This window comes from Ruegeria sp. BF7 (assembly GCF_056538605.1).
This window is the reverse complement of the sequence record NZ_JBQFTM010000002.1, coordinates 494,866-519,120: the sequence shown is the minus strand read 5'-3', so window position 1 is coordinate 519,120 and position 24,255 is coordinate 494,866. Positions and strand designations below refer to the sequence as shown.

Annotated in this window: 19 protein-coding genes; 5 read left to right on the top strand and 14 right to left on the bottom strand. The window is 58.9% G+C overall.

The annotated features are described in order from the left end of the window. Window positions 1-106 precede the first annotated feature (106 nt). The 5 genes from ACR0IK_RS08465 to glyA form a co-directional block, all read right to left on the bottom strand. Complete coding sequence (locus ACR0IK_RS08465; RefSeq protein ID WP_480596707.1) at window positions 107-529, bottom strand: universal stress protein; 423 nt, start codon at window positions 527-529, stop codon at window positions 107-109. 77 nt (window positions 530-606) lie between these two features. Further along, complete coding sequence (locus ACR0IK_RS08460) at window positions 607-2,013, bottom strand: alanine/glycine:cation symporter family protein (protein ID WP_480596709.1); 1,407 nt, start codon at window positions 2,011-2,013, stop codon at window positions 607-609. Between the two features lie 25 nt (window positions 2,014-2,038). Then, the gene (gene lipA / locus ACR0IK_RS08455) at window positions 2,039-2,983 is read right to left on the bottom strand and encodes a lipoyl synthase (protein ID WP_480641141.1); all 945 of its coding nucleotides are present in this window, start codon (window positions 2,981-2,983) and stop codon (window positions 2,039-2,041) included. A 14-nt stretch (window positions 2,984-2,997) separates the two neighbouring features. Next, a complete protein-coding gene (gene lpdA / locus ACR0IK_RS08450) occupies window positions 2,998-4,377 on the bottom strand; it encodes a dihydrolipoyl dehydrogenase (RefSeq protein ID WP_480641140.1) in 1,380 nt (459 codons plus the stop codon). Between the two features lie 11 nt (window positions 4,378-4,388). Next, window positions 4,389-5,642 carry a serine hydroxymethyltransferase gene (gene glyA, locus ACR0IK_RS08445; protein ID WP_480641139.1) on the bottom strand — a complete coding sequence of 418 codons (1,254 nt, stop codon included), beginning with the start codon at window positions 5,640-5,642 and terminating at the stop codon, window positions 4,389-4,391. Between the two features lie 146 nt (window positions 5,643-5,788). Between glyA and ACR0IK_RS08440 the strand changes: the two genes are divergently transcribed. Then, on the top strand, window positions 5,789-6,391 hold the full coding sequence (locus tag ACR0IK_RS08440) for a helix-turn-helix domain-containing protein (RefSeq protein ID WP_480596717.1): 603 nt from the start codon (window positions 5,789-5,791) through the stop codon (window positions 6,389-6,391). Window positions 6,392-6,479: 88 nt separating this feature from the next. Here the strand turns inward: ACR0IK_RS08440 and ACR0IK_RS08435 are convergent, their stop codons facing one another. From ACR0IK_RS08435 to ACR0IK_RS08415, 5 genes are all read right to left on the bottom strand, one after another. Next, window positions 6,480-7,604: a mandelate racemase/muconate lactonizing enzyme family protein gene (locus ACR0IK_RS08435; RefSeq protein ID WP_480641138.1), complete on the bottom strand. Its 1,125-nt coding sequence runs from the start codon at window positions 7,602-7,604 to the stop codon at window positions 6,480-6,482. Window positions 7,605-7,607: 3 nt separating this feature from the next. Continuing rightward, entirely contained in the window at window positions 7,608-8,696 is a 1,089-nt protein-coding gene (locus ACR0IK_RS08430) for an alcohol dehydrogenase family protein (RefSeq protein WP_480596721.1), read from the bottom strand. 1 nt (window position 8,697) lies between these two features. Next, window positions 8,698-9,807: a mandelate racemase/muconate lactonizing enzyme family protein gene (locus ACR0IK_RS08425; protein ID WP_480641136.1), complete on the bottom strand. Its 1,110-nt coding sequence runs from the start codon at window positions 9,805-9,807 to the stop codon at window positions 8,698-8,700. Between the two features lie 28 nt (window positions 9,808-9,835). Next, on the bottom strand, window positions 9,836-10,438 hold the full coding sequence (locus ACR0IK_RS08420) for a TetR/AcrR family transcriptional regulator (protein WP_480641135.1): 603 nt from the start codon (window positions 10,436-10,438) through the stop codon (window positions 9,836-9,838). Between the two features lie 136 nt (window positions 10,439-10,574). Beyond that, window positions 10,575-11,417, bottom strand: a complete 843-nt coding sequence (locus tag ACR0IK_RS08415; protein ID WP_480641134.1) for a LysR family transcriptional regulator — start codon at window positions 11,415-11,417, stop codon at window positions 10,575-10,577. A 318-nt stretch (window positions 11,418-11,735) separates the two neighbouring features. Between ACR0IK_RS08415 and ACR0IK_RS08410 the strand changes: the two genes are divergently transcribed. Genes ACR0IK_RS08410 through ACR0IK_RS08395 form a run of 4 tightly spaced genes read left to right on the top strand, consistent with a single transcriptional unit; the run spans window position 11,736 to window position 18,053 of the window. Beyond that, on the top strand, window positions 11,736-14,189 hold the full coding sequence (locus ACR0IK_RS08410) for a GcvT family protein (RefSeq protein ID WP_480641133.1): 2,454 nt from the start codon (window positions 11,736-11,738) through the stop codon (window positions 14,187-14,189). Between the two features lie 15 nt (window positions 14,190-14,204). Then, the gene (locus ACR0IK_RS08405; protein ID WP_480641132.1) at window positions 14,205-15,725 is read left to right on the top strand and encodes a trimethylamine methyltransferase family protein; all 1,521 of its coding nucleotides are present in this window, start codon (window positions 14,205-14,207) and stop codon (window positions 15,723-15,725) included. Window positions 15,726-15,782: 57 nt separating this feature from the next. Next, window positions 15,783-16,793, top strand: a complete 1,011-nt coding sequence (locus ACR0IK_RS08400) for an Ldh family oxidoreductase (RefSeq protein ID WP_480596733.1) — start codon at window positions 15,783-15,785, stop codon at window positions 16,791-16,793. Between the two features lie 15 nt (window positions 16,794-16,808). Next, a complete protein-coding gene (locus tag ACR0IK_RS08395; protein WP_480641131.1) occupies window positions 16,809-18,053 on the top strand; it encodes an NAD(P)/FAD-dependent oxidoreductase in 1,245 nt (414 codons plus the stop codon). A 189-nt stretch (window positions 18,054-18,242) separates the two neighbouring features. Here the strand turns inward: ACR0IK_RS08395 and ACR0IK_RS08390 are convergent, their stop codons facing one another. The 4 genes from ACR0IK_RS08390 to xrtT all read right to left on the bottom strand — a co-directional run bounded on the left by ACR0IK_RS08390 (window position 18,243) and on the right by xrtT (window position 24,165). Continuing rightward, window positions 18,243-19,799, bottom strand: a complete 1,557-nt coding sequence (locus tag ACR0IK_RS08390; protein ID WP_480641130.1) for an ATP-binding protein — start codon at window positions 19,797-19,799, stop codon at window positions 18,243-18,245. Further along, window positions 19,793-20,476, bottom strand: coding sequence for a response regulator transcription factor (locus tag ACR0IK_RS08385; protein WP_480596742.1), 684 nt, complete (start codon window positions 20,474-20,476; stop codon window positions 19,793-19,795). The genes ACR0IK_RS08390 and ACR0IK_RS08385 overlap by 7 nt, the downstream gene beginning before the upstream one ends. Window positions 20,477-20,629: 153 nt before the next feature. Beyond that, a complete protein-coding gene (locus ACR0IK_RS08380) occupies window positions 20,630-22,714 on the bottom strand; it encodes a VIT and vWA domain-containing protein (protein ID WP_480641129.1) in 2,085 nt (694 codons plus the stop codon). Continuing rightward, a complete protein-coding gene (gene xrtT / locus ACR0IK_RS08375; protein WP_480641128.1) occupies window positions 22,711-24,165 on the bottom strand; it encodes an exosortase T in 1,455 nt (484 codons plus the stop codon). Before xrtT ends, ACR0IK_RS08380 begins: the two co-directional genes overlap by 4 nt. Window positions 24,166-24,255 lie beyond the last annotated feature (90 nt).

Sequence of the window (24,255 nt, the reverse complement as noted above, 5' to 3'; positions counted from 1 at the left end):
AACAGGCATCTCCCACCCAGCAAAATCAACCATCTTGCCACCCAACTCAACATGCAATGAGTACAACGGCGTGCGCTTAATATCGGTCATGTCTTAAGCCTTTCAATCAGCGGGACTGGTCACGAACGACCATGACGGTGCAATGCGCGTTGCGCACGACACGGGCCAGATTCGGGCCAATCTCATAATTCGGGAAATCGCCTTTGGTCGAAGCCATGACGATCAGATCGAAGCCCTCTTTGTAGGCGAGCTTCAGGATTTCGCGGTAAACGCTGCCTTCTTCGATATGGATTGCCACGTCCGAGGCATTGCCGTGGTCCAGAATCGCCTGAACCGCGTTGCGCACGTGCTCTTTGGCACCGGCGCCATAGTTGGCGGGCAGGTTCGGCAGCTGGATGATCTCGGGGATGACGGAAACCGTGTGTAGCTCGGCCCCGTAAAACTTCGCCTGTTCCAGCGCAAGCGGCAGGGCGTTTTTCCACGAGCGGTCGTCGGTATGATCAATGGGCAGCAGGATTTTCGTGGCCATCACGTCTCTCCTCGAGATATGGAATTCTGTTTCAAAGGCGGAGGGCCGAGAGGGCCCTCCGGTTTTTCAGGCCAATGCTATTCGGCAGGCGAGCCGCCGGGCTCTTCGGATTGGCCGCCCGAGGCGAAGAACTCTTTCGTCAGTTTAAAGACGACCGGGCTCAGCAACAGCAGGGCGATCAGGTTGGGCAGAGCCATCATGGCGTTCAGCGTATCTGCCAGCAGCCAGATGAAGCCCAGATCCGCGGTCGCGCCGAAGTAGATCATGACGATCCACAGCACGCGGTAGGGGATCAGAGATTTGACGCCCAGCAGGAACTCGACGCATTTCTCACCGTAGAACGACCAACCCAGAATGGTGGTGAAGGCAAAGATCGAAAGCGCGATGGCGATCAGGTAGCCGCCAATGCCCGGCAGGGTAGTTTCAAAGGCCAGCGAAGTCAGAGCCGCACCGGAAACACCCAGTTCGGGGTCCTGATTGAACAGTTCGACCGATGCGTCCAGAGCGCCCGACGAGATGATTGCCAGACCGGTGATCGAGCAGACGATGATGGTGTCGATGAAGGTACCCAGCATCGCGATCAGGCCCTGGTTGACCGGACCTTTGGTCTCGGCCGCTGCGTGCGCAATCGGAGCCGAACCCAGACCGGCTTCGTTCGAGAACACACCACGCGCCACACCGAACCGGATCGCCAGCCAAACCGCCGCACCAGCAGCGCCGCCTTTTGCTGCCCAGGGTGTGAATGCAAAGGCAAAGACATCTGCAATTGCAGCGCCGACCGAGCCGATGTTGAGCAACAGAACCAACAGACCTGCGATGATGTAGGCAACCGCCATGAACGGAACCAGCTTACCGGCAACCGCACCGATGCGGGTGATACCACCCAGTATAACGGCTGCGGTCAGGATCATCAGAATAACGCCGGTGACCGAAGTGTTCAGACCGAAGTTCGTTTCCAGAACCTGTGCCACGCCGTTGGCTTGAACACCGTTACCGATGCCAAACGCGGCGATCCCGCCAAACAGAGCGAATGCCCAGCCCAGCCAGTGCCAGTTCGAGGACAAGCCGTTCTTGATGTAGTACATCGGGCCTCCGACAAAGTTGCCCAGTTCGTCCTGCTCGCGGTATTTCACGGCACAGACAGCTTCGGCATATTTGGTGGCCATGCCCACCAGGGCGGTCATCCACATCCAGAACAGAGCTCCCGGACCGCCCAGGAAGACAGCAGTGGCCACGCCGGCGATGTTGCCGGTACCGATTGTTGCTGACAGCGAGGTCATCAGTGCGTTGAACGGGCTAATCTGCCCTTCGCCCTGACCTTCACGACCGGCAAACAGCAGCTTGAAGCCGGTGCCGACGCGCAGGATCGGCATGAATTTCAGCCCGACCTGCAGAAAGAAACCGGCGCCAAGGATCAGCACCAGCATCGGTACCCCCCATACGATGCCATTGATGGCCCCTACTAAGTTTGTTAACGCTTCCATGGTTTCCCTCCCATTTGCGTCTGGATTATGCCCCGTTTGCGATAGCCCGCTGACGGGCCTGCTTGAGGGCGGCAAAGTCTTCGTCCGCGTGGAACGACGAACGGGTCAGCGGAGTTGCCGACACGTGCAGAAAGCCCTTGGAACGTGCGATTTGCTCCAGCTGGGCGAATTTCTCCGGTGACCAGAACCGGTCAATCGGGTGGTGTTTGGGGGTCGGCTGCAGGTACTGACCGACAGTCAGGAAATCGACATTGGCGGCGCGCAGATCATCCATCACTTGCCGCACGTCGCTCACGCTTTCCCCTAGCCCGACCATCAGGCCGGATTTGGTGAAGATCTCGGGATTGGCTCGCTTGGCGTCGTCCAGCAACCGCAGAGACGTATAGTAGCGCGCGCCAGGGCGGACTGTCGGATACAGATGCGGGACGGTTTCCAGATTGTGGTTGAACACGTCCGGAGCAGCGTCGAAAACGACATCGGCCGCATTGCTTTTGCCCAGAAAGTCCGGAGTCAGGACTTCGACCGTTGTGCCCGGATTCTGATGGCGCACGGCGCGGATGGTCTGGGCGATATGTTCAGCCCCGCCATCGGTCAGATCATCCCGGTCCACGGATGTGATCACCACGTGGCGCAGACCCAGTTTTTTGACCGCGGCCGCAACCCGGCCCGGCTCAAAAACGTCCAGCGCGTCCGGTCGCCCGGTCGCCACATTGCAGAAGGAACAGCCGCGTGTGCAGACCTCGCCCATGATCATCATGGTGGCGTGGCGCTTGGACCAGCATTCGCCGATATTGGGGCAGGCGGCCTCTTCGCACACCGTCGCCAGATCATGGTCGCGCATCAGGCGGCGGGTTTCGTAATATCCCGTGCTTTCGATCTTTTTGCGGCGGATCCATTTGGGCTTGCGCGGGATGACACTGTCGGCCTTTTTGGCCTTTTCGGGGTGACGGGGGCGAAGCTGGATGGTCATCTGACGGTTCCCTCTTACGCGTGGATTGCGCGGCCCATGGCGTCGAGGCAGGCTTCCTTGACCGCCTCGCCCATGGCCGGGTGTGCATGGCAGGTCGACGCAACTTCTGACACGGTTGCGCCCTTGGTCATCGCCAAAACCAACTCGGCAATCAGGTCACCGCCGTGAGCGCCGCAGATATGCGCGCCAAGGATTTTGCCGCTTGGATCAGCCAGAACCTTGACCGCACCGTCGGTTTCGCCGGTCGAACGGGCGCGCGAGTTGGCCATGAAGGCGAATTTGCCAACCGAGTATTCGGCGCCTGTTTCTTTCAATGCTTCTTCGGTCAGGCCGACCGAGGCGACCTCGGGATCGGTGTAAACAACGCCCGGAACGGTGTTGTAGTCCACGTGACCGGCTTGACCTGCCAGCATCTCGACACAGGCCATACCATCCTCTTCGGCCTTGTGCGCCAGCATCGGACCGGGGATGCAGTCACCGATCGCATAAATGCCGGGTACCGAGGTGCAGAAGGTGCCGTCCACCTGAACAAATCCGCGCGGGTCACGGGCCACCCCCAATTCTTCCAGCCCAAGCCCGCGCGTGACGGGGCGGCGTCCGACGGCGATCAGAACCTTGTCGGCTTCGATTACCTCTTCCTTGTCTTTGCCGACCCGATCCAGAGTAAGCGTCAGCCCGGTGTCGGACTTATCGACGGACTTCAGCGCGCGACCCAGCTGGAATTTGAGTCCGCGCTTGCTAAGGGCACGCTGCGCCAGTTTCGCGATTTCGCCATCAATGCCAGGCAGGACCCGGTCGAGATACTCCACAACGGTGACCTTGGCGCCCAGCCGCGCCCAGACCTGGCCAAGTTCCAGCCCGATCACTCCGGCGCCGACGACGACCAGATGCTCGGGCACCGCCTCAAGCGCAATTGCTCCGGTCGAACTGAGAATGTTCTGCTCGTCAATTTCGATGCCGTTCAGAGGGGTCGGTTCCGAGCCGGTAGCGATCAGGATGTTTCGGGAGTCGTAGATGTCATCGCCTACTTTGACCTGACCGGCGGCAGGAATGCTGGCCCAGCCTTCTATCAGGTCGACGCCGTTTTTCTTGAACAGAAACGCGATGCCCTTGGTCAGGTCGCCGACGATCTTGTCCTTACGGCCCATCATCGCGGGTACATCGATGCTGGCCCCCTCAACCGCAATGCCATGGGAGGAAAGGTGTGCAAGCTCGGCATATTTGGCCGAGGAGGTCAGCAACGCTTTTGAGGGAATGCACCCCACATTCAAACAGGTCCCGCCCAGTGCTCCGCGTCCTTCGACGCAAGCCACTTTCAGTCCCAGCTGAGCCGCGCGGATGGCGGCGACATAACCGCCTGGGCCGCCCCCGATGACAATAAGGTCGTAGGTCATTTTGGTGTCTTTCAGTAGATCGGGTGGCTTGCGCACAGGGCGCGGACTTTCTCGCGGGTTGCTTTTTCGACGACCTCATCACCGTTCGGGTCCTGCGCCAGCGCATCCAATACATCGCCGATCAGGTGGCCAATCTGCTGGAACTCTTCGGGACCAAAGCCCCGGCTGCAGCCAGCTGCTGTGCCCAGACGAATACCGCTGGTAACAGTGGGTTTCTCGGGATCGCCCGGCACGCTGTTCTTGTTGCAGGTGAAGCCTGCACGCTCCAGCGCGGCTTCGGCGTCTTTGCCTGTTACGCCGACAGGGCGCAGGTCGACCAGCATCAGGTGATTTTCCGTGCCGCCCGAAACGATGTCACAGCCGCGTGACATCATGACATTCGCCAGTGCCGAGGCACTATCGACCACCCGCTGCATGTAGTCCTTGAACTCGGGTTTCAGCGCCTCGCCAAAGGCCACCGCCTTGCCTGCGATCACGTGCATCAGCGGGCCGCCCTGCAAGCCGGGGAAAACGGCCGAGTTGATCTTTTTGGCCAGTGCATCGTCATTGGTCAGGATGATGCCGCCGCGCGGGCCACGCAGGGTCTTGTGGGTGGTCGAGGTGACCACATGCGCTTTACCGATGGGCGAGGGGTGGAGGCCGGTTGCAACCAGCCCGGCGATATGGGCCATGTCGGCCAGCAGCCAGGCGTCAACTTCGTCAGCAATGGCACGGAAACGGGCAAAGTCGATCTTCTGCGAATAGGCGGACGCACCGGCGATGATCAGCTTGGGCTTTTCGGCCTTGGCAAGCGCCTCAACCTGATCATAGTCGATCAGCCCGGAGTCGGTCAGACCGTATTGAATGGGGCGGAACCATTTGCCGGATTGCGCGGGCTTTGCGCCGTGGGTCAGGTGACCGCCGGCATCCAGCGACATGCCAAGGATCGTGTCACCAGGGCTGAGCAGCGCCAGCTTGACCGCGCCGTTTGCCTGCGCGCCCGAATGCGGCTGCACGTTTGCGTATTCACAGCCGAATAGTTGCTTCAGCCGTTCGATCGCTTCGACTTCGACCTCATCTACATACTCGCATCCGCCATAGTAGCGGCGGCCAGGATATCCTTCGGCGTATTTGTTGGTCAGCACCGAACCCTGCGCCTCGATTACGGCCTGAGAGACGATGTTTTCGGATGCGATCAGCTCGATCTGTTCGGCCTGACGCGTGCCTTCGCGCGTAATCGATGCAGCGATCTTCGGGTCGGCCTCGGCCAGCGACGTCTTGAACATAGTCTCCTCCTCTCAATCGAATCCCCGGTTCGAGATTTTGTTTCCTATAGTGGAATTTATTCCCGTAAATCAACATAAATCTCATATTCGTGAAGTTGCGTGCGAATAGGGGAACGGGTAACCTGCAGCGGAATAGGGAGATTTTCATGGGCGAAGACCAAAGGAACGAAACCTCAGCACCAGAGGAACTGGACGAAGGCGCAGCTTTGGGACGTTCGATCCGGGATGCACGGCGGGAAAAAGGCTGGACGCTGGAAGAGGCCGGACGCGCTGCGGGAATCGGTCGTTCCACCTTGTCGAAGATCGAAAACAACCAGACAAAACCCAGCTTCGAGATCGTGCGACGCCTGACACAGGCACTGGATCTGAATCCGCCTCAGTTGTTTCTTCAGTCGGGCCAGACGGGCATTACCGGTCGACGGGATTATACGCCAAAAGGGCAGGGCGAGTTTCGAGAAACTGCAACCTATCTGCACGAGTTGCTGTGCTCGGACCTGACCAGCAAGCGGATGCTGCCCTATGTCGCGACGATCCGGGCGCGGGATATTTCCGAATTCGACCCGTGGATCCGACACTCGGGCGAAGAGTTCATGTATGTACTGAGCGGCGAGTTGATCTTTATCTCGGAACACTACCGCCCTTTGCCAATGAAGGCGGGGGATTCACTCTACTACGACAGCAGCATGGGGCATGGGTGTGTATCCACCAGCAAAGAAGATGCTCAGGTTCTTTGGGTGTCGTTGGAGTGATCTGGGCAGGGCCGTGCAGGCCGGGGCATGCACGGCCCCGGATTTTCAGATCACAACATCCGTCCGGATGAGCTTGCAAAGGGCCCGGTTACGCCTCCCAGGTCGCGATGGGGTCACCCAAAAGGTCACGATTGACGGCGACGCCCAGACCGGGTGCATCGGGCGGCAATACACCGCCATCTTTGATCGGCGCGTCAAAGGAGCCGGTTTGAACGGTCACCATGTCCCGCGGGTCGAGTACGCAGCGTAGCAGCCGCTCGGGCACCGTGGCACCCATGTGAAAGATCGAAGCGGCAGAAAGAGTGGAACCGACCGTGTCCTGAACGCTGATCGTCAGACCGGCGGCCCGGCAGATGTCGCGATGGCGGCGCGCATGGGTCAGGCCACCTGCCTTTGATATCTTCAGCCCGATCCCATCTGCCACGTCCAGCGCCACCAGTTTGGAGATGTCACCATCTTCCTGAGCCAGTTCATCAAGGATGATTGGCACATCACATCGCTGGCGCAATGAAAGGGTCTCGCGCCAGGTGGCGCAGGGGGCCTCGAGCACGAAATCCAACCCGACCGGCAAGGCGCGAAGCATCCGCAAGGCGGTCTCGGGGATTAGCCCGCCATTGGCATCGACGATAAAATACTCGCCCGGTTGACGATCAGCCAGTGAGGCTGCGATTCGCTCGGCGTCCAGTTGCGGTCCGCCTTCGCTGTCCAGTGCGCCGACCTTCACGGAATGGCCCATATATCCCATCTTGCGGTGTTCGGCGACGCGCGCGCGCATGTCTTCCGGGGTTCCCGCATAGATCGAGCTGATCGCCGGAAGCCGGTTTCCCGTGCCACCGCCCAACAGTTTGTAGACCGGCAGACCCACGGATTTTCCGAACATGTCCCAACAGGCCAGATCGATGGCGTTCTTGGCGTGGTTATGCCCCAAAAGCGCCTCCTCCATCGCGTCGTTGATCCGATCCACATCGCGGGGATCACGGCCGATCAGATGGGGTGCGATCTCTTCGATCCCGGCGCGTGCGCCACGGGCGTGGGCGGCGATGTAATTAGGGCCGAACGGTGTGCTTTCGCCCCAGCCCTCGGTGCCGTCATTTGCGGTCAGGCAGACCATGACACTGTCGAACCCGGTATAGATCCGACCGCCCGACAGCTCGTAGCTGCCACCGGAATAGGGCAGGTGCAGCCCAAAAAGATCAATTTTTCTTATCTTCATCGATCACTCCTGCGGCGGGATCAGCACAAGCTGGCCGGTGTGTTTCTTGGCCAGAAAGTCTTCCTGCGCGGTAGCGATGTCGGACAGCGGATAGGTCTTGGCCACGACAGGGCGGATTTCACCCGCCTCGATGTATTTCACCAGGTTTTCGAACACGATATCTTCCTGAAAAGTGCAGCCATACAGCGTCAGGTCTTTCAGGTAGAGCGTGCGCACGTCGATCTCGCAGATCGGCCCGGCGATGGCCCCCGCAGTGACATAGCGACCACCCCGGCGCAGCACATCCAGCAGGCTGGGCCATTGCGGACCGGCTACCAGATCGACCACCACGTCGATCGACCCTGCGCCCAGTTCGGCCACCAGATCGGCATCACGATCCAGTATACGGTCAGCACCCAGCGCCCGGACGGCCGCGACCTTAGAAGGGGAACACAGCGCAATTACCGTGGCACCGCGCCGCTTCGCCAGTTGCACAGCAGCCGAACCCACGCCGCCCGAGGCGCCGGTTACCAAAACCGTCTCGGCCCCGACACTGGCGCGATGCAACATGCCTTCGGCGGTAGAATAGGCGCAGGGGATCGCGGCCAGCTCGGCGTCGGACCAGTCACAGTCGACGGCGTGGGTCTCTTGCGCGGGGGCTTTGCAGTATTGAGCGAACCCGCCGTCGCATTCGCTGCCGATGGTCCAGCATTCATAGGGGCGGTAGTCCACATAGGTCCGCAGCATGTTGCGCACGATCACCCGTTCGCCGAAGCGGGCGGGGTCCACGTCCTCCCCAACGGCAACGATATGGCCGCAAACATCCGCGCCCTGAATGCGCGGAAAGGTCATCGGCACGCCCGACCAGCTTGCATCATCGTCATCGACCGTGTCGAATCCTTCGGCCCCACCGGTTTCGGTGTCAGCCGTCACGGCCTTGGAATACCACCCGATGCGCGTATTGATATCGGTGTTGTTCACACCCGCTGCCGTGACGCGGATCAGCACCTCGCCTGGTTCCGGTTGCGGTGTGGGCACGTCGGCGCGATAGTCCAGTTTCTCGATGCCACCATGGCCTGTAAGCAGGACAGCTTTCATTGTTTCAGGGATCATCTCAGCCTCCGAAAGACGCAACGGGTGCGCCGAAAAGCGTTTCATTCGGGTTGACACCCAGACCCGGCCCGGTTGGACGTTCGATGTGACCACCCACAATCTGGATGCCGTTTTCGGCGTCGTAGTTGCCTTCGATATAGGGCGCTGCCAGCCAGACCCCTTCGCACAGCTCAGGCTTGACGGTTGCACCGATCTGGGTGCAGGCGGCCGCGATGATATCGCCACCCCAGCTGTCGTCGCATGTATGCGGCAGGTTGCGCGCTTCGCAGATGTCGCGGAAGGCGCGCATGTGAGTCAGACCGCCTATACGCGTGACCTTCATGCCAAATCCATCCACTAGACCGGTGCCGGCGGCCGAAACGACCGTGTTCAGATCAACACTGTTTTCATCCATATAGATACCGTGGCTGACCTGCGGGCGGATCTTCTCCAGATCCTGCACGGTGTTGCAGGGCTGTTCCATGATGAACGGCACATGTGGCAATTCCCGGCTGACGCGCAGGGCGTCGCGGGTTGTCCATCCGCGATTGCCATCCACCGCCAGACGCATACCAGAGCCTTTGACGACCTCCCAGACCTTGGTGATCACCTCTATATCAATCTCGACCGGGCGACCGCCGACCTTGACCTGCAGACGCGGATAGCCTTCGTCCAGCTTCTCTTTGGCCAGTCTTGCAATGTCGTCCGGCGCGCCGACGCCGGTGGCGTAGTACGACGGCACACGGTCAGTCACTGCACCCCCCAACAAGTCGGCGACATTGATGCCCAGCGACTTGCCGAAAAGGTCATAGGCAGCGATATCCAGCGCGGCCTTGGCATAGTTGTGACCGGTTAGCAGAGTGTCCATCTTGCGGCGCAACGTGCCAGGTGTTGCCTCGGCGCCGATCAACCCCTCGGCCATCACCTTCAGCGCGGCGCGCGCGCCGTCCGCATGGGCCTCGGCATAGGTCGGGCCGACCGGACAGGTCTCGCCCCAACCGACATGACCTGTGTCCGACACCAGTTTGACAAGGGTGGTGTCCAGTGCCCAGACCGCGCCGCTGGCCATCGTATAGGGGCCATTCTTGACCGGCAGGTCATGGGAGTAGATGTGGATTTCCTTCAGTTTCATGTCGGGGCTTTCTGTTGGTTTGAAGGGGTTATTCAATGCCCGCCGCAGCCAGGATCAGAGCTGCGGTCTGGAGTGTCTGGCGGCTGGCGCGTTCTGGCCCGATCATGCGGGCGGCTTCGGTCAGGCCTTCGTGCAGTACGAACAACTGATCGGCCAATGCGTCCGCATCACAGTGCGGGGCAACATCAAGAAGCCGTCGGTGAAACATTGCTCTTATACCGGATTTATGTGCCTCGACCGCGGCGCGTATCGGGGCGCTGTCAGGGTAGGCGGACAGGGCATTGCGAAACAGACAACCGCAGTTCGAGATCCCGAGCAACCAGTCGGACAACCGCTGAAGAATGTGGACAACATGGGCTGCGCCGTCCTCGGCGCCTTCGCCGATCCAGTCCGCATAGGCGCGGTCTCGGTGCTGCAACGCGCCCACCACCATGGCCTCGCGGCTGGGGAAATACTTGTAGAGGGTTCTCAGCGAAACATCTGCGCCCGCGCGCAAAGCCTCGACGCCGGGCCCGGCAAACCCCATTTCCTCGAACTGGCCATGCAGGCTGGCGGCAATCTGGTGTTTCATGTCGATCATGAGGAAATGGTAGAGTGATCGCTCTACCTTGGGCTCGAATAAAACCGACATAAATCCAGGTGCCGGCGACATAACACCCAACCGACGAACAAAATGATCGTTAGGCACAATCAGGCTCTGCTATCCGGCGACAGGGCCGGAGAGCAATACAGTGGGTTTCTATAAGTAATTAATAATGCGCAAAAAATCAGGTGGTCGCCGCCAGCCACCGATACACGAGTTTGGCGCGATCAGATGCCGTATTGTGAAGCGCAACGTAAAAATCCAGTGGTGAGGAAAGTGTCTGCGGTAGCAGGCTGACCAGTTTCCCGGATGTCACAAGCTCCGAGGTCAGTCCCTCCCACCCCAGTACGGCCCCCATGTCGTCCTGTGCGGCCTGAAGCGCAATGGTATAGTTGTTGACGCGATGCCCTGAATTCAAAGGCCCGTCGTATCCCAGTTGGTTGGTCCATTCGCGCCAATCTGTCCACCCCGTTCCCGGCGCATCAAGGTGAATCAAGGGGATGCGCGCAAAGTCCCGGATGCCGGTGATGTTGTTTTGTTCCAGAAACCGCGGGCTACCGAGTGCCATGATGCGGTCACGAAACAGAACGTGGTTGTTGCCTCTCTCCTCAGAGGCATCCCCATAACAAATGCTGAGATCGCATTTCGATGTGTCAAACCCCAGATCCGTGACAACTTGCGTTACCGATATATGCCCGTGACTTTTCCAGAATTGTGCAAGCCGGGGGGTCAGCCAAAGCGAGCTTACTGCGGTGCTGGACCGAATCGTTACACCGGATCGGTGATATTGCGACCGCAACTGCTGTAAGGCTTCGCTGATGCCCTCGAGCCCTCGCTGCAGGGCGACCAGCAGAAAAGCCCCGCTTTCAGTCAGCTCAACCCCGCGATGGTGGCGGCGGAACAACGAGCAGTTAAGTTCCTGTTCCAATGATTTGACCTGATGGCTGATGGCTGCCGGGGTCACGTTCAACTCGGTCGCTGCGTTTTTGAAGCTCACATGGCGCGCGGCGGCCTCGAAGCTAATCAATGAGCTTACAGGGGGAAGTTCATAGGGACTTCTGGGCAAGTTGGTTTGACCTTTTGATCGTAGATTATCGGATTTTCAGCACAAAATGCAAAGCTTGAGTTACTTCAGCTAAATCAAAGTGAATTTTTTTGCAATTGTCCGCAAGGCGACAGCCCGCGAAATTGGTAATCAGCATTCGGGGATGAGTCTGTTTCAGACGGCAGGGGGAGCGTTCATGGTGACGTAATTGCCTGTATACCCGGACGAACCCGGCATCAGCGGTTTACCAAAATGCCCGGGTTTTTGGCCGGTTTCGGCGCAAGTTAGGGAGTCGATTGAATGAAATCGCATGCAAAAGTTGTGGTTGTCGGTGGCGGATGCGTTGGGGCATCGATCCTCTATGGCCTGACCGAACATGGGTGTTCGGACGCAGTCATGCTGGAGCGTACGACGCTGACGTCGGGGTCCACCTGGCATGCAGCGGGGCTGTTGGTGACCTTTGTGCGGTCGCACAACGTATCCAAGATGACGATGGAAACCATTCGCATCTATTCCGAAGTCGAAGAAAAGATGGGCGCCTCGGTGGGTTTGCGCAAAGTGGGCCAGCTGCGTGTCGCCAATACCGAGAAACGCTGGGACGAATTCCAGTCCTACATTTCGATTGCTGAAGCCGCAGGTGTGCCTTGCAAGCTGGTGACGCCGGAAGAAATCGCGGAAATCCATCCCTTGCTGAACCAGAGCCCCGAAATCCGCGGCGGCATCCTGCACACCGAAGACGGCTATGTGAACCCGGCCGATATCACCATGGCGCTGGCCAAGCTGGCGCGGGATGCGGGCGCGAAAGTCTATCAGAACACCGAAGCGCAATCCTACGAAAAGCTGGGCAATGGCCATTGGAAGGTGATCACCAACCAAGGCGAGATCACCTGCGAGCATCTGGTTTTCGCCACTGGTAACTATGCTCGCGAGAACGCGCGTCGCGTGGGGCTGGATCTGCCTTGTATCCCGATTGTTCACCAATACTGGACCACAGAAACCGTGCCGCTGCTGAAAGAGCGCCGCGCGAAAGGGCTGACAGAATTCCCGATCCTGCGCGACGAGGATTACGGTGCCTATCTGCGCGAGGACGTGGGTGGCATCCAGTTCGGCCCCTATGAGTTCACCAAAGACCTCAAGCTGTTTGCCGAAGACCGCGTGCCGCCCGAATTTGGCGCCGACCTGCTGCCCGAAGATTTCGACGCGGTGGAAACCCAGTGGGAACGCGCCATCGAACGGGTCCCGACGCTGGGTGAGGTCGGCATCAAGGCCAATACCCGCGGTCCATTCCAGATGACCCCGGACGAGCTGCCGCTGGCCGGTCCCGCACCGGGGCATGACAATCTGTGGCTGGCCGAGGGTATGCCGGGCGGCATCTTGTGGGGTGGCACCGTGGGCAATCGACTGGCCAAGTGGATCGTCGACGGCGATCCAGGCATGGACATGTCCGAACTCGACCCGCGCCGGTTCTCGGACTACGCGTCCAAGCGTTGGACCATGGACAAGGTGCGCGAGACCTGGGGCACCCACATGAACGCGCATGTTCCGGGCGAGGACTTCCCCGATGCGCGTCCGATGAAAACCATGGGCTCTTACGACCTGCTAACGGCCCACGGAGCGGTCTGGACCAGCTTCAACGGCTACGAATTCCCCCGCTGGTTCGCCAAATCCCCGGACGAAGCGACCCCCGAACACTCCTTCCGCCGAACCAACCACATGGAGCTGGTGCAGGAAGAGGTCCGCCGCACGCGGGAAGAGGCCGGCTTCATCGAAATGTCGCCGATGACCAAGTTCACGGTGCGCGGGCCGGGCGCTGCCAAATGGCTGGACGGCCTGATGGCAAACAAGCTGCCCAAAGTGGGCCGCATGACCCTGTCGCTGATGCTGAACGGCAAGGGCGGCATGGATGCGGAATACACCATCGTGCGCTATGCCGAGGACGATTTCTACCTGATCTCAACCCCGAACTGGCGCGCTTACAACTGGGATCAGCTACAGCGCCTGCTGCCTAAGGACGGTTCGGTTTTGCTCGAGGATATCTCGGAACAGCTGGGAGTGATCGCTTTGGCCGGGCCCAAGGCGCGGGATATCCTGCAACCGCTGACAGATAACGACCTGTCGAACGAAACTTTCCCGTGGCTCTCAGCCCAGTTGGGTGAGGTGGGCTATGCCAAAGGCGTTCATCTGCTGCGCGTGTCCTATACTGGTGAGCTGGGATGGGAACTGCACCACCCGGTCGGCTATAACCGCCACCTTGTTGATCTGCTGTTGAAAGCTGGAGTGAAACCCTTTGGTCTTGAAGCCTTGGAATCCATGCGTCTCGAGAAGTCCTATCGCGCCATCAACCGCGAGATTTGCAAGGATCTGACCCCGTTCGAGGCCGATCTGGGCCGCTTCGTGGCGATGACCGAGAAGATTGGCGGGCAGGTGGCCGAGCGTGATTTTATCGGCAAAGCCGCGCTGCAAAAGCAGCAGGATGAGGGCGGATACAACACTCTGGTCACGCTGAAACTGCCGTTCTGCGATACCTCGGTGATGTTTGACGAAGGCGTCTATGCCAACGGCAAGCTGATCGGTCGGGTGACCTCGGGTGGGTTCTCGTATTACTGCAACCACGACATCGCGATGGCGCTGGTGCCGCAGGATATGACTGCACCGGGCACCAAAATGCAGGTGCTGGTGCACAATGAAATGCGCGATGCCGAAGTGATCGATGTCTGCGCCGTTGATCCAACCAGCGCCCGCGCGCGCGCCTGATCCGGAGGGGTTACAATGACACAAGCAAGAGTACGCGCGGGCCGGAGCGGTCGCGCGGCGCGGGTGCAAGCCCGCACCAACCCGCCACCGGTTTACCTACCGACACTGAACCGCAGAGTCGGGCCAATTGATCTGCTTGGTCCCGAGGGGGTCGAAAAGATCCACAACGCCGCCATGACGATCCTGGAAACCACCGGTATCGAATTCCGTGACCCGGTGGCCTTGGCCGACTGGAAGAAACACGGCGCAGATGTTCAGGGTGAACGGGTTCGCATCGGCCGGGACATGCTGATGGACCTGATCTCGGCTGTTCCGTCGGAATGGGGCTATGCGGCGCGCAACCCGGACCGTTCTTTACGAGTCGGCAACCGGAACTCGGTGTTTGCGAACGCCTACGGGGCTCCCTTTGTCTATGGCATGGATGGAGTGCGTCGCCCGTCGGTGCTGGAAGATGCGCACAACTTCTTCAAGCTAAGTCAGATGAGCCAGTCGATGATGGTTCCGGGCATCCTGCCAGTCGAGCCGCAAGACGTGCCCGTGCCGCAGCGCCACCTTGAGCTTGTTCATGCGGCGCTGACGCTGACCGACAAACCGATCAAGGGGTCGGTTCTGTCGGAACAAGCCGCGCGCGACTCGGTTGAGATGACGCGCATCGTGTTCGGCGAAGAGTTTGTGGACAACAACGTGGTGATGGCTGCGCTGCTGAACTGCAACACGCCGCTAGTGTGGGATGAAACCATGCTGCAAAGCCTGCGCGTTTACGCCGGCGCCAACCAGCCCTGCCTGCTGTCGCCATTCGTTCTGGCCGGCGCCTCGACCCCGGCCAGCCCGCAGGGCGGCGTGGCGCTGCTGATCGCGGAATCGCTGGCGGGCATGGCCTATAGCCAGATCATCCGGCGTGGCGCGCCGATGGTGCTGGGCGTGGCGATCATGGGCGTGTCGATGAAGACCGGTGCGCCAATGATGGGTTCACCCGAACCGGGCCTGATGAACCTGCTGGTAGGCCAGATGGCGCGTTTTTATGACGTTCCGTGGCGGACCTGCACGATGTGGACCGGGTCGAAATCCCCGGACATGCAGGCGGCTTTTGATACAGCCAACACCATGTGGCCGGTGCTGTTGGGCGGGGCCAATTATATCGTGCATTCGGCAGGTTTCCTGGAAGGTGCGCTTGGGGTCAGCTACTCGAAATGGGTACAGGACACCCGGCAGCTTGAAAACTTTCACAGGTTCTTCAGCGGTATTGTGGATGAAAACCTGGACGCGCTTTTGGATGACATCGCCGTGATCGGCCCCGGTGGTCACTTCTTGGGGACGGACCATACCCGGGAAAATCCGCTTCACATGAACCCGCTGCAGAACAATGACAGTTTTGAACAGTGGGAAGCGGAAGGGTCGAAGACCGCCGAAACCGTCGGCAACGAAGAGGCGCAGCGTATTCTGGACAATTACGTCAAGCCGCCGATGCCGGATGATCAGCGCGGGGCACTTGACGAATTTGTTGCCAAGAAGAAGCTGGAATACCAGAACTCGTAACTGAAAACACGGGCGTGCAAGCGCCCGCCAGCCAGACACAAGGACAGGATGAGGCTTATGACTGACGCCCCGACAAAAACGCTCTCACTCGAAGAGGTGAAAGCATTGGCCAAATCTGTCCTTGTGTCCGCGGGCCTTGACGCACATAGCAGTGAAGTCATAGCAGAACTTGTGCGGATGTCCGAACGCGATGGACCTCGTAGTCATGGGCTGCGCTTGTTGCCGGTATACGCGCAATATCTGTCATCAGGTTACGCCAACCCAAAGGCCGCGCCGTCAATCCGGCGAATAGCGCCCGGTGTGTTGCGTGGCGATGGCGACAACGGGTTCTATCAGGTAGCCGCATTGGCGGCACGGGCAGAGCTGATTGAGATGGCGCGCGAGAACGGGATTGCGGCCTTTACCTGCGCCAATTGCCACCATCTGGGTGCGCTGCGATTTGACACCGGGCCGCTGGCCGAGGCGGGGCTTGTGGCGTTGGGGGTCGTGAACTCTTTGTCCATGGTTGTGCCGCAGGGTGGGGTGCGTCCGGTCTTTGGCACCAACCCGATGTCCTTTGCGTGCCCGCGTCCGGGGGGCGAGCCGATTGTCTGGGATCAGGCATCCTCGATGGTGGCGTTGATGGATATCAAGATGGCCGCGGCCGAGGGCCATGACCTGCCGCGTGCCGGAGGGCTGGATGCCGATGGCCAGCCCAGCACCGATCCGAACGCCATTCTGGAAACCCGCAGCCTACTTCCCTTTGGCGAACACAAGGGTGCCGCCATTGCCTTCCTGATTGAGGTGCTGGGCGCGGCGCTGGCCGGCGGCACCCTGTCGGTCGACAATCAGGAGCGCGAGTCCTTTGAGGCCCTCAACATCAAAGGCGGGGCAACCCTGATCGCGATTGACCCGAGCCGGTTCGGTAACCCGTCGTTCGACGACTATGTCACCCGCATCTGTGCCGAGATCGAGGGCAACGGAACCGCGCGCGTACCCGGAGACGGGCGGCTGAGAAACCGTGCGGCGACCGAAGCGAACGGAGTCTCCGTCGATGCAGACCTGCTGGCGCAGTTGCAGGCACTGTAAGAAAGGTCGGAAGGCATGCCCAAGATGGTGGTGATCGGCGGCGGCGTCGTTGGTATCTCCTGCGCGCTGGCTTTGCAGGCCGAGGGGAACCATGTCACCGTCATCGAGCCAGGCCCGGTAGGAGAGGGCGCCAGCTGGGCCTCGTGCGGCTGCATCGCCGTGGGTGAGATCGTACCGCTGTCTCAGCCCGGGATGCTGTTGAAAGTTCCCGGGTTGTTGATGCATCCCAAGGCGCCTTTGACATTGCGCCCAAGTTCCGCCCTGCGATTGACACCGTGGTTTAGCCGGTTCGTAGCCAACGCGCGCCCTTCGAAAATGCGTGCAATTGCGGCGGATTTGGCGCGGCTCACCTTTTCGGCAACTGCGGATTTCAAGGCCCAACTGGCCGATATCGGGCGCCCGGAGCTGTTGGTGGAACGCCCTGTCATCAAGCTGTTTGACGGGGATGACGATCGCACCAGCATGGCCGCAGCCTTTGATCTGGCACGCGACCTGGGATGTTCGATCGAAGAGGTCAGCGGTAGAGAAGCGCATGACATCGACCCGGCCATTGCTCCGGATTTCAAGTATGCCGCCCTGCTGCGGGATTGGAGTTTCGTGACCGAACCCAAGCGACTAGTTGAAACGCTGCACGAAGCCTTCCTAAGTCGTGGGGGTACGGTCATTTCTGGCAGTGCAGTCGGCTTTGACCGAAACAACCGCACGGTAAAGGCAGTGAGGCTGCGCGATGGTCGCGCCATTGCCGCTGAAGAGTTTGTCTTGGCTGCCGGCACGCGATCCCGGGATCTGGCGTCAGAATTGGGTGTCCCACTGCAGGTGGAAGGCGTAATCGGTTATTCCACAATCTTGAAGGGCAGCGGAGTCAACCTGTCCCATACTGTGTTCTACGCAAAAGGCGGGTTCGGCATCACGCCCTACGACGACGCGCTTGCCGTCGCGGGGACAATAGAGTTCGCGGGTGCCAACGCACGTCCAAACTGGACTCGTGCGGATATATTGGTGGAAAAGGCACGCCGGGTTCTGCCGGGGCTACATACAGGCAGCGCGGAACGCCGGTTTGGACGGCGGCCGCTGACGCCCGACACCCGGCCGATCATTGGCAGAAGCGGAATGCTGGCAAATGTCACCTTTGCGACAGGTCACGGGCAATTGGGCTTGACACTGGGTGCGACAACCGCGCGGCTGGTGGCGGATGAAATCGCCGGTCGACAATCCCAGACCGACATACAGGCATTCAGCCCGGATCGTTTCTCGGGGTAAGTCACTGGTTCGCAGGTGGTTCACTTTTCTGCTTTTGATTTTTTGGACGTTAGGGAACTCGTCGGTCATATGATTTGCGGGGGATTTGGGCGGAAAGTGGTCGTTCGATTTGCTTGCGAAGGAACGTGCAACGAGTGTTGAAAGCGGACTCTGGCTCAGAGTTGCCCGTGCTTTGTGCTTTCAACAAACTCAAAACCTGATCCGAAAACTGGCGCCGTGCTTTGGCGCCATTGCCTCGATCTCCGCATTGGCTTGGCTCAACACAGCGGCAACAATGGATAAGCCCAGCCCTGTGCCGCCTTGATCCCGTCTGGTCGTGAAGAATGGGTCTGTGATGCGAGAGCTATTTCGCGGGGAAATTCCCGTGCCGTTGTCGGCGACAATTAAGCTGTTCGAAGCCGCTTCGTAAGATATATCGACACGCGTGGCCCCGTGCTGGAACGCGTTTTGCAAGAGATGATGTAGAACAATTTGCCCCTGATCTTTGGACAATGGCAGGTGCATGTCGGACGGCGCGTGACACTCGATGACTTGTTCCGAGAACGAGGCTGACGCAGCTTGGACAATATCCCCCAGCGACGTTGGGCTCGGGTCTGTTTGAACGCTGGCCCGGGCCAATTCGCGAAGACGACCCAGCAGAGCATTCATGCGCAGACCTTCTTCCTGAATGTTATGAACCAGTTTCTGATTGCGATTTCCGGATACGGCTGAAGGCCCGTCCAATAACAGCTCTGCCGCACCCAAAATTGCAGTGACCGGTGATTTCAGTTCATGCGTGACATGGCTTGTATACGTCTCGATTGCAGTGGACCGCTCCGACAAGTTTGCAGCCATCGAAACAACATTGTTACCCAAATCCGCCAGTTCCCGCACGCCATAGTGCTTCACGGGATCGGGCGTCGGTTTCAACCCACTTGCGACATCCCGACTTTGATTGCTGAGAGCGCGAATTGGCTTTGAGATCAGCCGCCACATCATCCAACCGACCCCAATCGCGGACATCAGCATGAACGCCGCGACAGAGCCCAGTGTGAACCGCTCTTGAAACAGGAACTTTCTAAGATCCATAGGCGTGCGCGAAAGATAAACGACGCCGATGACCCTTTCGCCCAAGACCACCGGATGGGCGACAAACACACGGTAGGACGTATCTCGGCTGATCGAGTTCAGAAGGTGGCGCCGGGAAGGGTCATCTCGATGCCGCAGCACTGAAACGGTTTCTCCCTGAAGGGCCTGCGCGACTTCTTGGACTTGCAGAAAAGACCCGCTGACTGATCCGCTGCTGGCAACGACCTGCCCGGAGTGATCCAGTAAGACATACCCTGACAGTGTAGTTTTCTTTGCCGAAGTTGCCAATTGTGACAACGTTTGAGAGATCGCCGCGTACGGCGCATCCAGAGGTTTATCACTGGAAACCGGGTCGGGACGGGGCGGTGAGACCTCACCACGAAGCAAATCCAAACTGGGCGGGATGGGATGAAAATCCTGTTTCAAGCGTTCGCTTTGCTCGGGAGACAAGACGTGGCCCACATAGGGCGTGGACTGCAGTTCGGAGAAAGCCGCAGCATACACCTCGGCAAAGATAACCGCTTGAGAAAGCAGACTGCGTTCGGTTTCACGCGCAAACTGGTTGCTGGACAGGCGGACACCCAGAACGCCGATGATCGGAAGCGTCACCAAGGCAATGCAGACCAGCGCAATCACCAGAGCAAGCGACGGCCGCCATTTCTGCTTGATTGTCAGCACTGACAAACACCCAGTTTCACCCCAACACCATGCACGGTTTGAATTAAATCGGGATAGCCCAAAGCGCGCGCCTTCTGACGGATATTGCGAACATGGCTATCGATCGTGCGACCGGAAAGATATGTGTTGTGACCATAGACCAGATCGATCAGTTGCGCGCGCGCGTAGACGCGGCTTGGCGTTTTGGCGAGGATCGACAGCACCGAAAACTCGATCCCGGTAAGCTGAATTTCTGTATCCGCGAGGGTGCAGCGATGTGCGCTATGATCCAGCCGCAAATCCTGAAACACCGTCACGTCGTCCGGCGAATTTGCATCTGCCGAGCGGGCAAGGATAGCCTTGATCCGCAATACCAGCTCACGCGGACTGAAGGGCTTTGTGACATAGTCATCGCCACCAAGTTGAAACCCCAGGATGCGGTCAATCTCATCATCCCGTGCTGTCAGAAACAGGATCGGCACGGTTGAGGTTTTACGCAGCTCTTTGCAGGCTTCCAAGCCGTCCATTTCGGGCATTCCGATATCTAAAACAACCAAGTCGGCCGGGGTTTTGTAAAACAGGTCTAGCGCATCCTGACCGGTGCCAGCCTCGGTTGTTCGAAAGCCGGAATCTTCCAGCGCAAAGCGTACGACATCGCGGATACGAGCATCGTCATCTACGATTAGGATGTTGTTCAAGATATGCGTCCGCCATCGAAGTTTCACCGAAGTCACGATCAGAGATCACACTGCCATTGGCCGGGTCAAGTGGAGCTTGCACCTGAGGTCTGCGCCACTTGAAATCATCCTCCAGCCACCATGCATCTGTGCGCAGTTTGTAAGGAACGTTCCTCACGCCGAAACCCTCCGACTTCGGGTCAGACGCAGCGCGCCTAAAGCCGCCAGGATGATCAACCCAAAAACCGTTTGAGGCTCGGGTGTCGATGATCCACTGAACGCAGTTTTGGGATAAGCCCCGGCCCCCACGTCCGTCACCTGCGGCAAAGCCACCGGAGTGGTACCTGTTGGAACGTCGCCGGTGTTTACAACCATTTTTGACACAGCAACAAAAGAGGTGAACTGCGTCTGAAGATTGAACCTCAGCCCAAGATCAGTGATCTGCGCCTCAAGTTCCTTGGGATCCCTGGCCCGCACCGCCATGGCGCGGTCGAGACCCGCGATTTTGGTTCGAGCCCAGGTCAGAGGGATCGCAGCGCCCTGGTGCTTGACACTCTCTGGATCGGATTCGGAAGGCAGGATAGGCGACAGGGGCATTTGTGCTTTTCTACCCTGGACCAAACCATTGATCTTAATGTCGGCAGGCCCGCCGCCTTCGTACCGAGCAAGAACCCGGATTGAGCCGCCGCCGAACAGGTCAGGGATATGTTGGGGCACCACTTCGCTGACATTCAATCCGCCCCAATCAATTGATATATCCGTCAACACAGGCGATTTCAGATCGCGGGCCAGCGTGTCGGCAACATCCGAGGCGCGTTGGGACGGATCAACATAGCGCGCATAGCCACGGCCTTCTTCGGCCATCGCGTCCAGAAGATAGCGATTTACAGCAGTGCCCACCCCAAACGCATAGATACGTGCATCGCCGATTTGCCGCCGGATCGTGCGCAGAACGCGCGCTTCCTGACCGATATAGCCGTCGCTGAGGAAGACGACGATGCGCAATGTGTTCTCAGGTTGCCGGGTTGCAAAGGCGTGACGGATCGCATTGTCGATTTCTGTTCCACCGCCGGCCCGAAGGCTACGCACATAGCGCAAACCAGATTCAAGGTTTGCCCGCGTGGCAGGAACGGCCTGGGATGCGAATTCGGTCGCGTCCGATGAAAACCGGATTACGCGGAAATAATCCTCGGGGCGCAGGCCCTGCAAAGCGGCCTCCATAAACCGTTTGCTGGCATCCATCGGCTCTCCGCCCATTGATCCCGAGGTGTCCAGCACAAATACCAGCTCTCGTGGGGTGATCTGATCCGATTGTGGAATCTTTGGAGGTTCAACCAGCAAGGATACAAAGCCGCCCCGTTCATCATGATGGGCCAACACTCCGGCCGTCGTCTCATCGCCACCAAGCTCATAGCGCAGAACCAGATCGCGGTTATCGATCACCCGCCCGTCCTGAAAGGTCGCGCTGATCACCCCTTCAGACTGCTTGACTTGCAGATTATGCGTTGCGCTTGTCAGATTTGAAACGGGAACAGCACCACGCAGGTTCAGGTCCAACGAGACCCGTGCGGGTTCAATTGTATCAGGGTTTGTTAGGAGCGGAACCAGAGGGTATTGCGGTAGCTCGGAAACAGTCCAACCATCGACCTCGGTTACGGCTGAGGTGGCCGGTTTTTCTTCATTGAAATCAGCTAACACTACGCCCTCGGACGTCAGGTCAAAATCCATCGCCCCTTGATAGCGCGGCCCGACGATCAGAGGGAGTACCAGCTCATAAGCCTCGTCGACCTTAGGGACGGCCTGCACATAGTTAAGCGTTACCGTAATCGGTTGCCCCGGCATCAGGTTGGCAACGTTCTGGGTGAACATGTTGGGACGATGCTGGGTCAAAAGTGCCGCGGCCTTGCCCTCTTGCTTTGCGGTCTCAAAGGTCTGCTCGGCCTGCTGCTTTTGTTGAATCTGCGCCTCAATCACTTCGTCGCCTATTTGCATCTGCATCGCGTAAACGGCGGCTTTTTGGTTGAGTGGGAATAGATATTCCGCCGACATCGGATCATCCGATGGATTCACGAACACCTGTCGCACCTGAACGGTTGCCGTATCGCCCTGAATATCAACGGAAAGGTCCGAATTCAGCAGTGGCAGGTCCAGTTGACCAGCTGCTCCGCTGCCGACCAACCGACCTGCAATGGCGTCTTCGGGCTGAGCGTATACGGCTCCAGGCAGCAACAGAAAGAGAAAAGCAAAATGGCGTATCATATGTCCGTTCCTTTGAAAGTGTGAATGTCGAGGGCTGCAATCACGGCTGCGTCCAGTTGGGCCTGTAGTGCGGTGTCCAAAGCCCATGGGGTGATTCTTTGCACGCTGCTCCAGGTGCCGCCGGAGCCATTTAGCCAGCGCCAGATCGCTTCACCGACGCTGGGTGTCACGTGCCCGTTTTGCGAGACGTAGCTAACCGCAACCATCCATTGATCCCCGGCAGGGCCGGTGGCTCGGTAAAAAGCGCTGGGAACACCGTCGTAGCGTGTGCCCAGAAACCGAACCTTATAGCCGAGACCCCGCAGACAGATTTCAGGGGCATGCAGATGCCGAAGCGGCGCACGCGTGCTAACCACATTCAACCCCAGGGGGCCAAACTGAGCTTTCTGCGCCTGCCCGCCATAGGCTTCGAAGTAATGCGCCTCCATCGCAGTGAGAGGTACGTTTTGCACCAGGTGTCCGTGAATCTGCGTGGGCAGGTTCGGCGTCACAACGCTGCCCGAAACATCCACCGGTTTTGCCTTGAGCGACACAATGGCAATGCTGCCTGTCAGGCAAGCAATCCCCGCCAACACCTTGATGGGTTTCGGCAGGATGATCCGGTCGGTCTGTGGGTGGCTTTTACGCGGGCTCGTGTCGCGGGGCCTATAAAACAGGGCAAAGGGCGTCACTGTCAGGGCCAGCGTCACCAACCCAATAAGGCTGTGCCAGGGCTCGGCCATAACATCCAGATCATGTGCAAGGCCAATCGCCAAAATCGAAATGCGCAGGCTGTTACCCAAGACCGCACACCCGGTCACGGCCAACAGGCTGAAGCCGCCGAAATACCACCTTGGCCGCAGAACCGCGTTTTGGGTGACTACAAAAGCCAGCGACAACAAAAGCCCAGACGCGCCGGAACAGGGTAAGTCCACCAGAATGTCCCTTTGTGCCAAGGTGATGTGCACGCCGTCGCAAACGACATTCGAGAACAATGCGCCCAGCATGTGACAGGACAATTCCGCCGAAACCATCTGCAACGGAAACCCAAGCGTACGCTGCAAGATTATTTCGGTCGGCAAGGAAAACAGGAACAATGCAGCCATCCAGAATGGCGACAGCGCGAAAGGGCGCCGATGCATCTGCAACAATCCAACCAGCGCGAAAACATCCAATGCAAGGGCGAAAGCGCTCAGAATATTGATCGCCAAAACCTGTCCCAAAAAACGGATCCAAGCCGCCAATAGCAGCAAGGCAACTGCAGGTGTCTGAGAGCGCGCGCCTTTCGGACGGCCGCTCAGCAAGCTCATCCCGGCAAGACCAAAGATCAGCAGGACATAGACATAACCGTACGAGCCGTACGCCGGGCTAAGCCAACTTCGAACAAGCCATTGTAAAGGCTGCGCGGCAAGAATTGCGGAAGCAATCGCAAAGGCGCAGCATACCAATGTATCTGTGGTCAAATGTTTCATGCCGCCAGATGTGAATGGCGAATGCGCATTTCCCCTGCCCAATATGTGCAGGTTTTGATGAGATACTCTTAGCCGAGGCTCTCGTCGTTA

Excerpts from the sequence above, each read along its gene's own strand:
- ACR0IK_RS08380 (WP_480641129.1), bottom strand. The coding sequence starts at position 22,714 with ATGATACGCCATTTTGCTTTTCTCTTTCTGTTGCTGCCTGGAGCCGTA.
- ACR0IK_RS08420 (WP_480641135.1), bottom strand. The coding sequence starts at position 10,438 with ATGTCGGTTTTATTCGAGCCCAAGGTAGAGCGATCACTCTACCATTTC.
- lpdA (WP_480641140.1), bottom strand. The coding sequence starts at position 4,377 with ATGACCTACGACCTTATTGTCATCGGGGGCGGCCCAGGCGGTTATGTC.
- ACR0IK_RS08410 (WP_480641133.1), top strand. The coding sequence starts at position 11,736 with ATGAAATCGCATGCAAAAGTTGTGGTTGTCGGTGGCGGATGCGTTGGG.
- ACR0IK_RS08435 (WP_480641138.1), bottom strand. The coding sequence starts at position 7,604 with ATGAAGATAAGAAAAATTGATCTTTTTGGGCTGCACCTGCCCTATTCC.
- ACR0IK_RS08440 (WP_480596717.1), top strand. The coding sequence starts at position 5,789 with ATGGGCGAAGACCAAAGGAACGAAACCTCAGCACCAGAGGAACTGGAC.
- ACR0IK_RS08465 (WP_480596707.1), bottom strand. The coding sequence starts at position 529 with ATGGCCACGAAAATCCTGCTGCCCATTGATCATACCGACGACCGCTCG.
- glyA (WP_480641139.1), bottom strand. The coding sequence starts at position 5,642 with ATGTTCAAGACGTCGCTGGCCGAGGCCGACCCGAAGATCGCTGCATCG.
- ACR0IK_RS08405 (WP_480641132.1), top strand. The coding sequence starts at position 14,205 with ATGACACAAGCAAGAGTACGCGCGGGCCGGAGCGGTCGCGCGGCGCGG.
- ACR0IK_RS08430 (WP_480596721.1), bottom strand. The coding sequence starts at position 8,696 with ATGATCCCTGAAACAATGAAAGCTGTCCTGCTTACAGGCCATGGTGGC.
- lipA (WP_480641141.1), bottom strand. The coding sequence starts at position 2,983 with ATGACCATCCAGCTTCGCCCCCGTCACCCCGAAAAGGCCAAAAAGGCC.
- ACR0IK_RS08425 (WP_480641136.1), bottom strand. The coding sequence starts at position 9,807 with ATGAAACTGAAGGAAATCCACATCTACTCCCATGACCTGCCGGTCAAG.
- ACR0IK_RS08400 (WP_480596733.1), top strand. The coding sequence starts at position 15,783 with ATGACTGACGCCCCGACAAAAACGCTCTCACTCGAAGAGGTGAAAGCA.
- ACR0IK_RS08395 (WP_480641131.1), top strand. The coding sequence starts at position 16,809 with ATGCCCAAGATGGTGGTGATCGGCGGCGGCGTCGTTGGTATCTCCTGC.
- ACR0IK_RS08460 (WP_480596709.1), bottom strand. The coding sequence starts at position 2,013 with ATGGAAGCGTTAACAAACTTAGTAGGGGCCATCAATGGCATCGTATGG.
- xrtT (WP_480641128.1), bottom strand. The coding sequence starts at position 24,165 with ATGAAACATTTGACCACAGATACATTGGTATGCTGCGCCTTTGCGATT.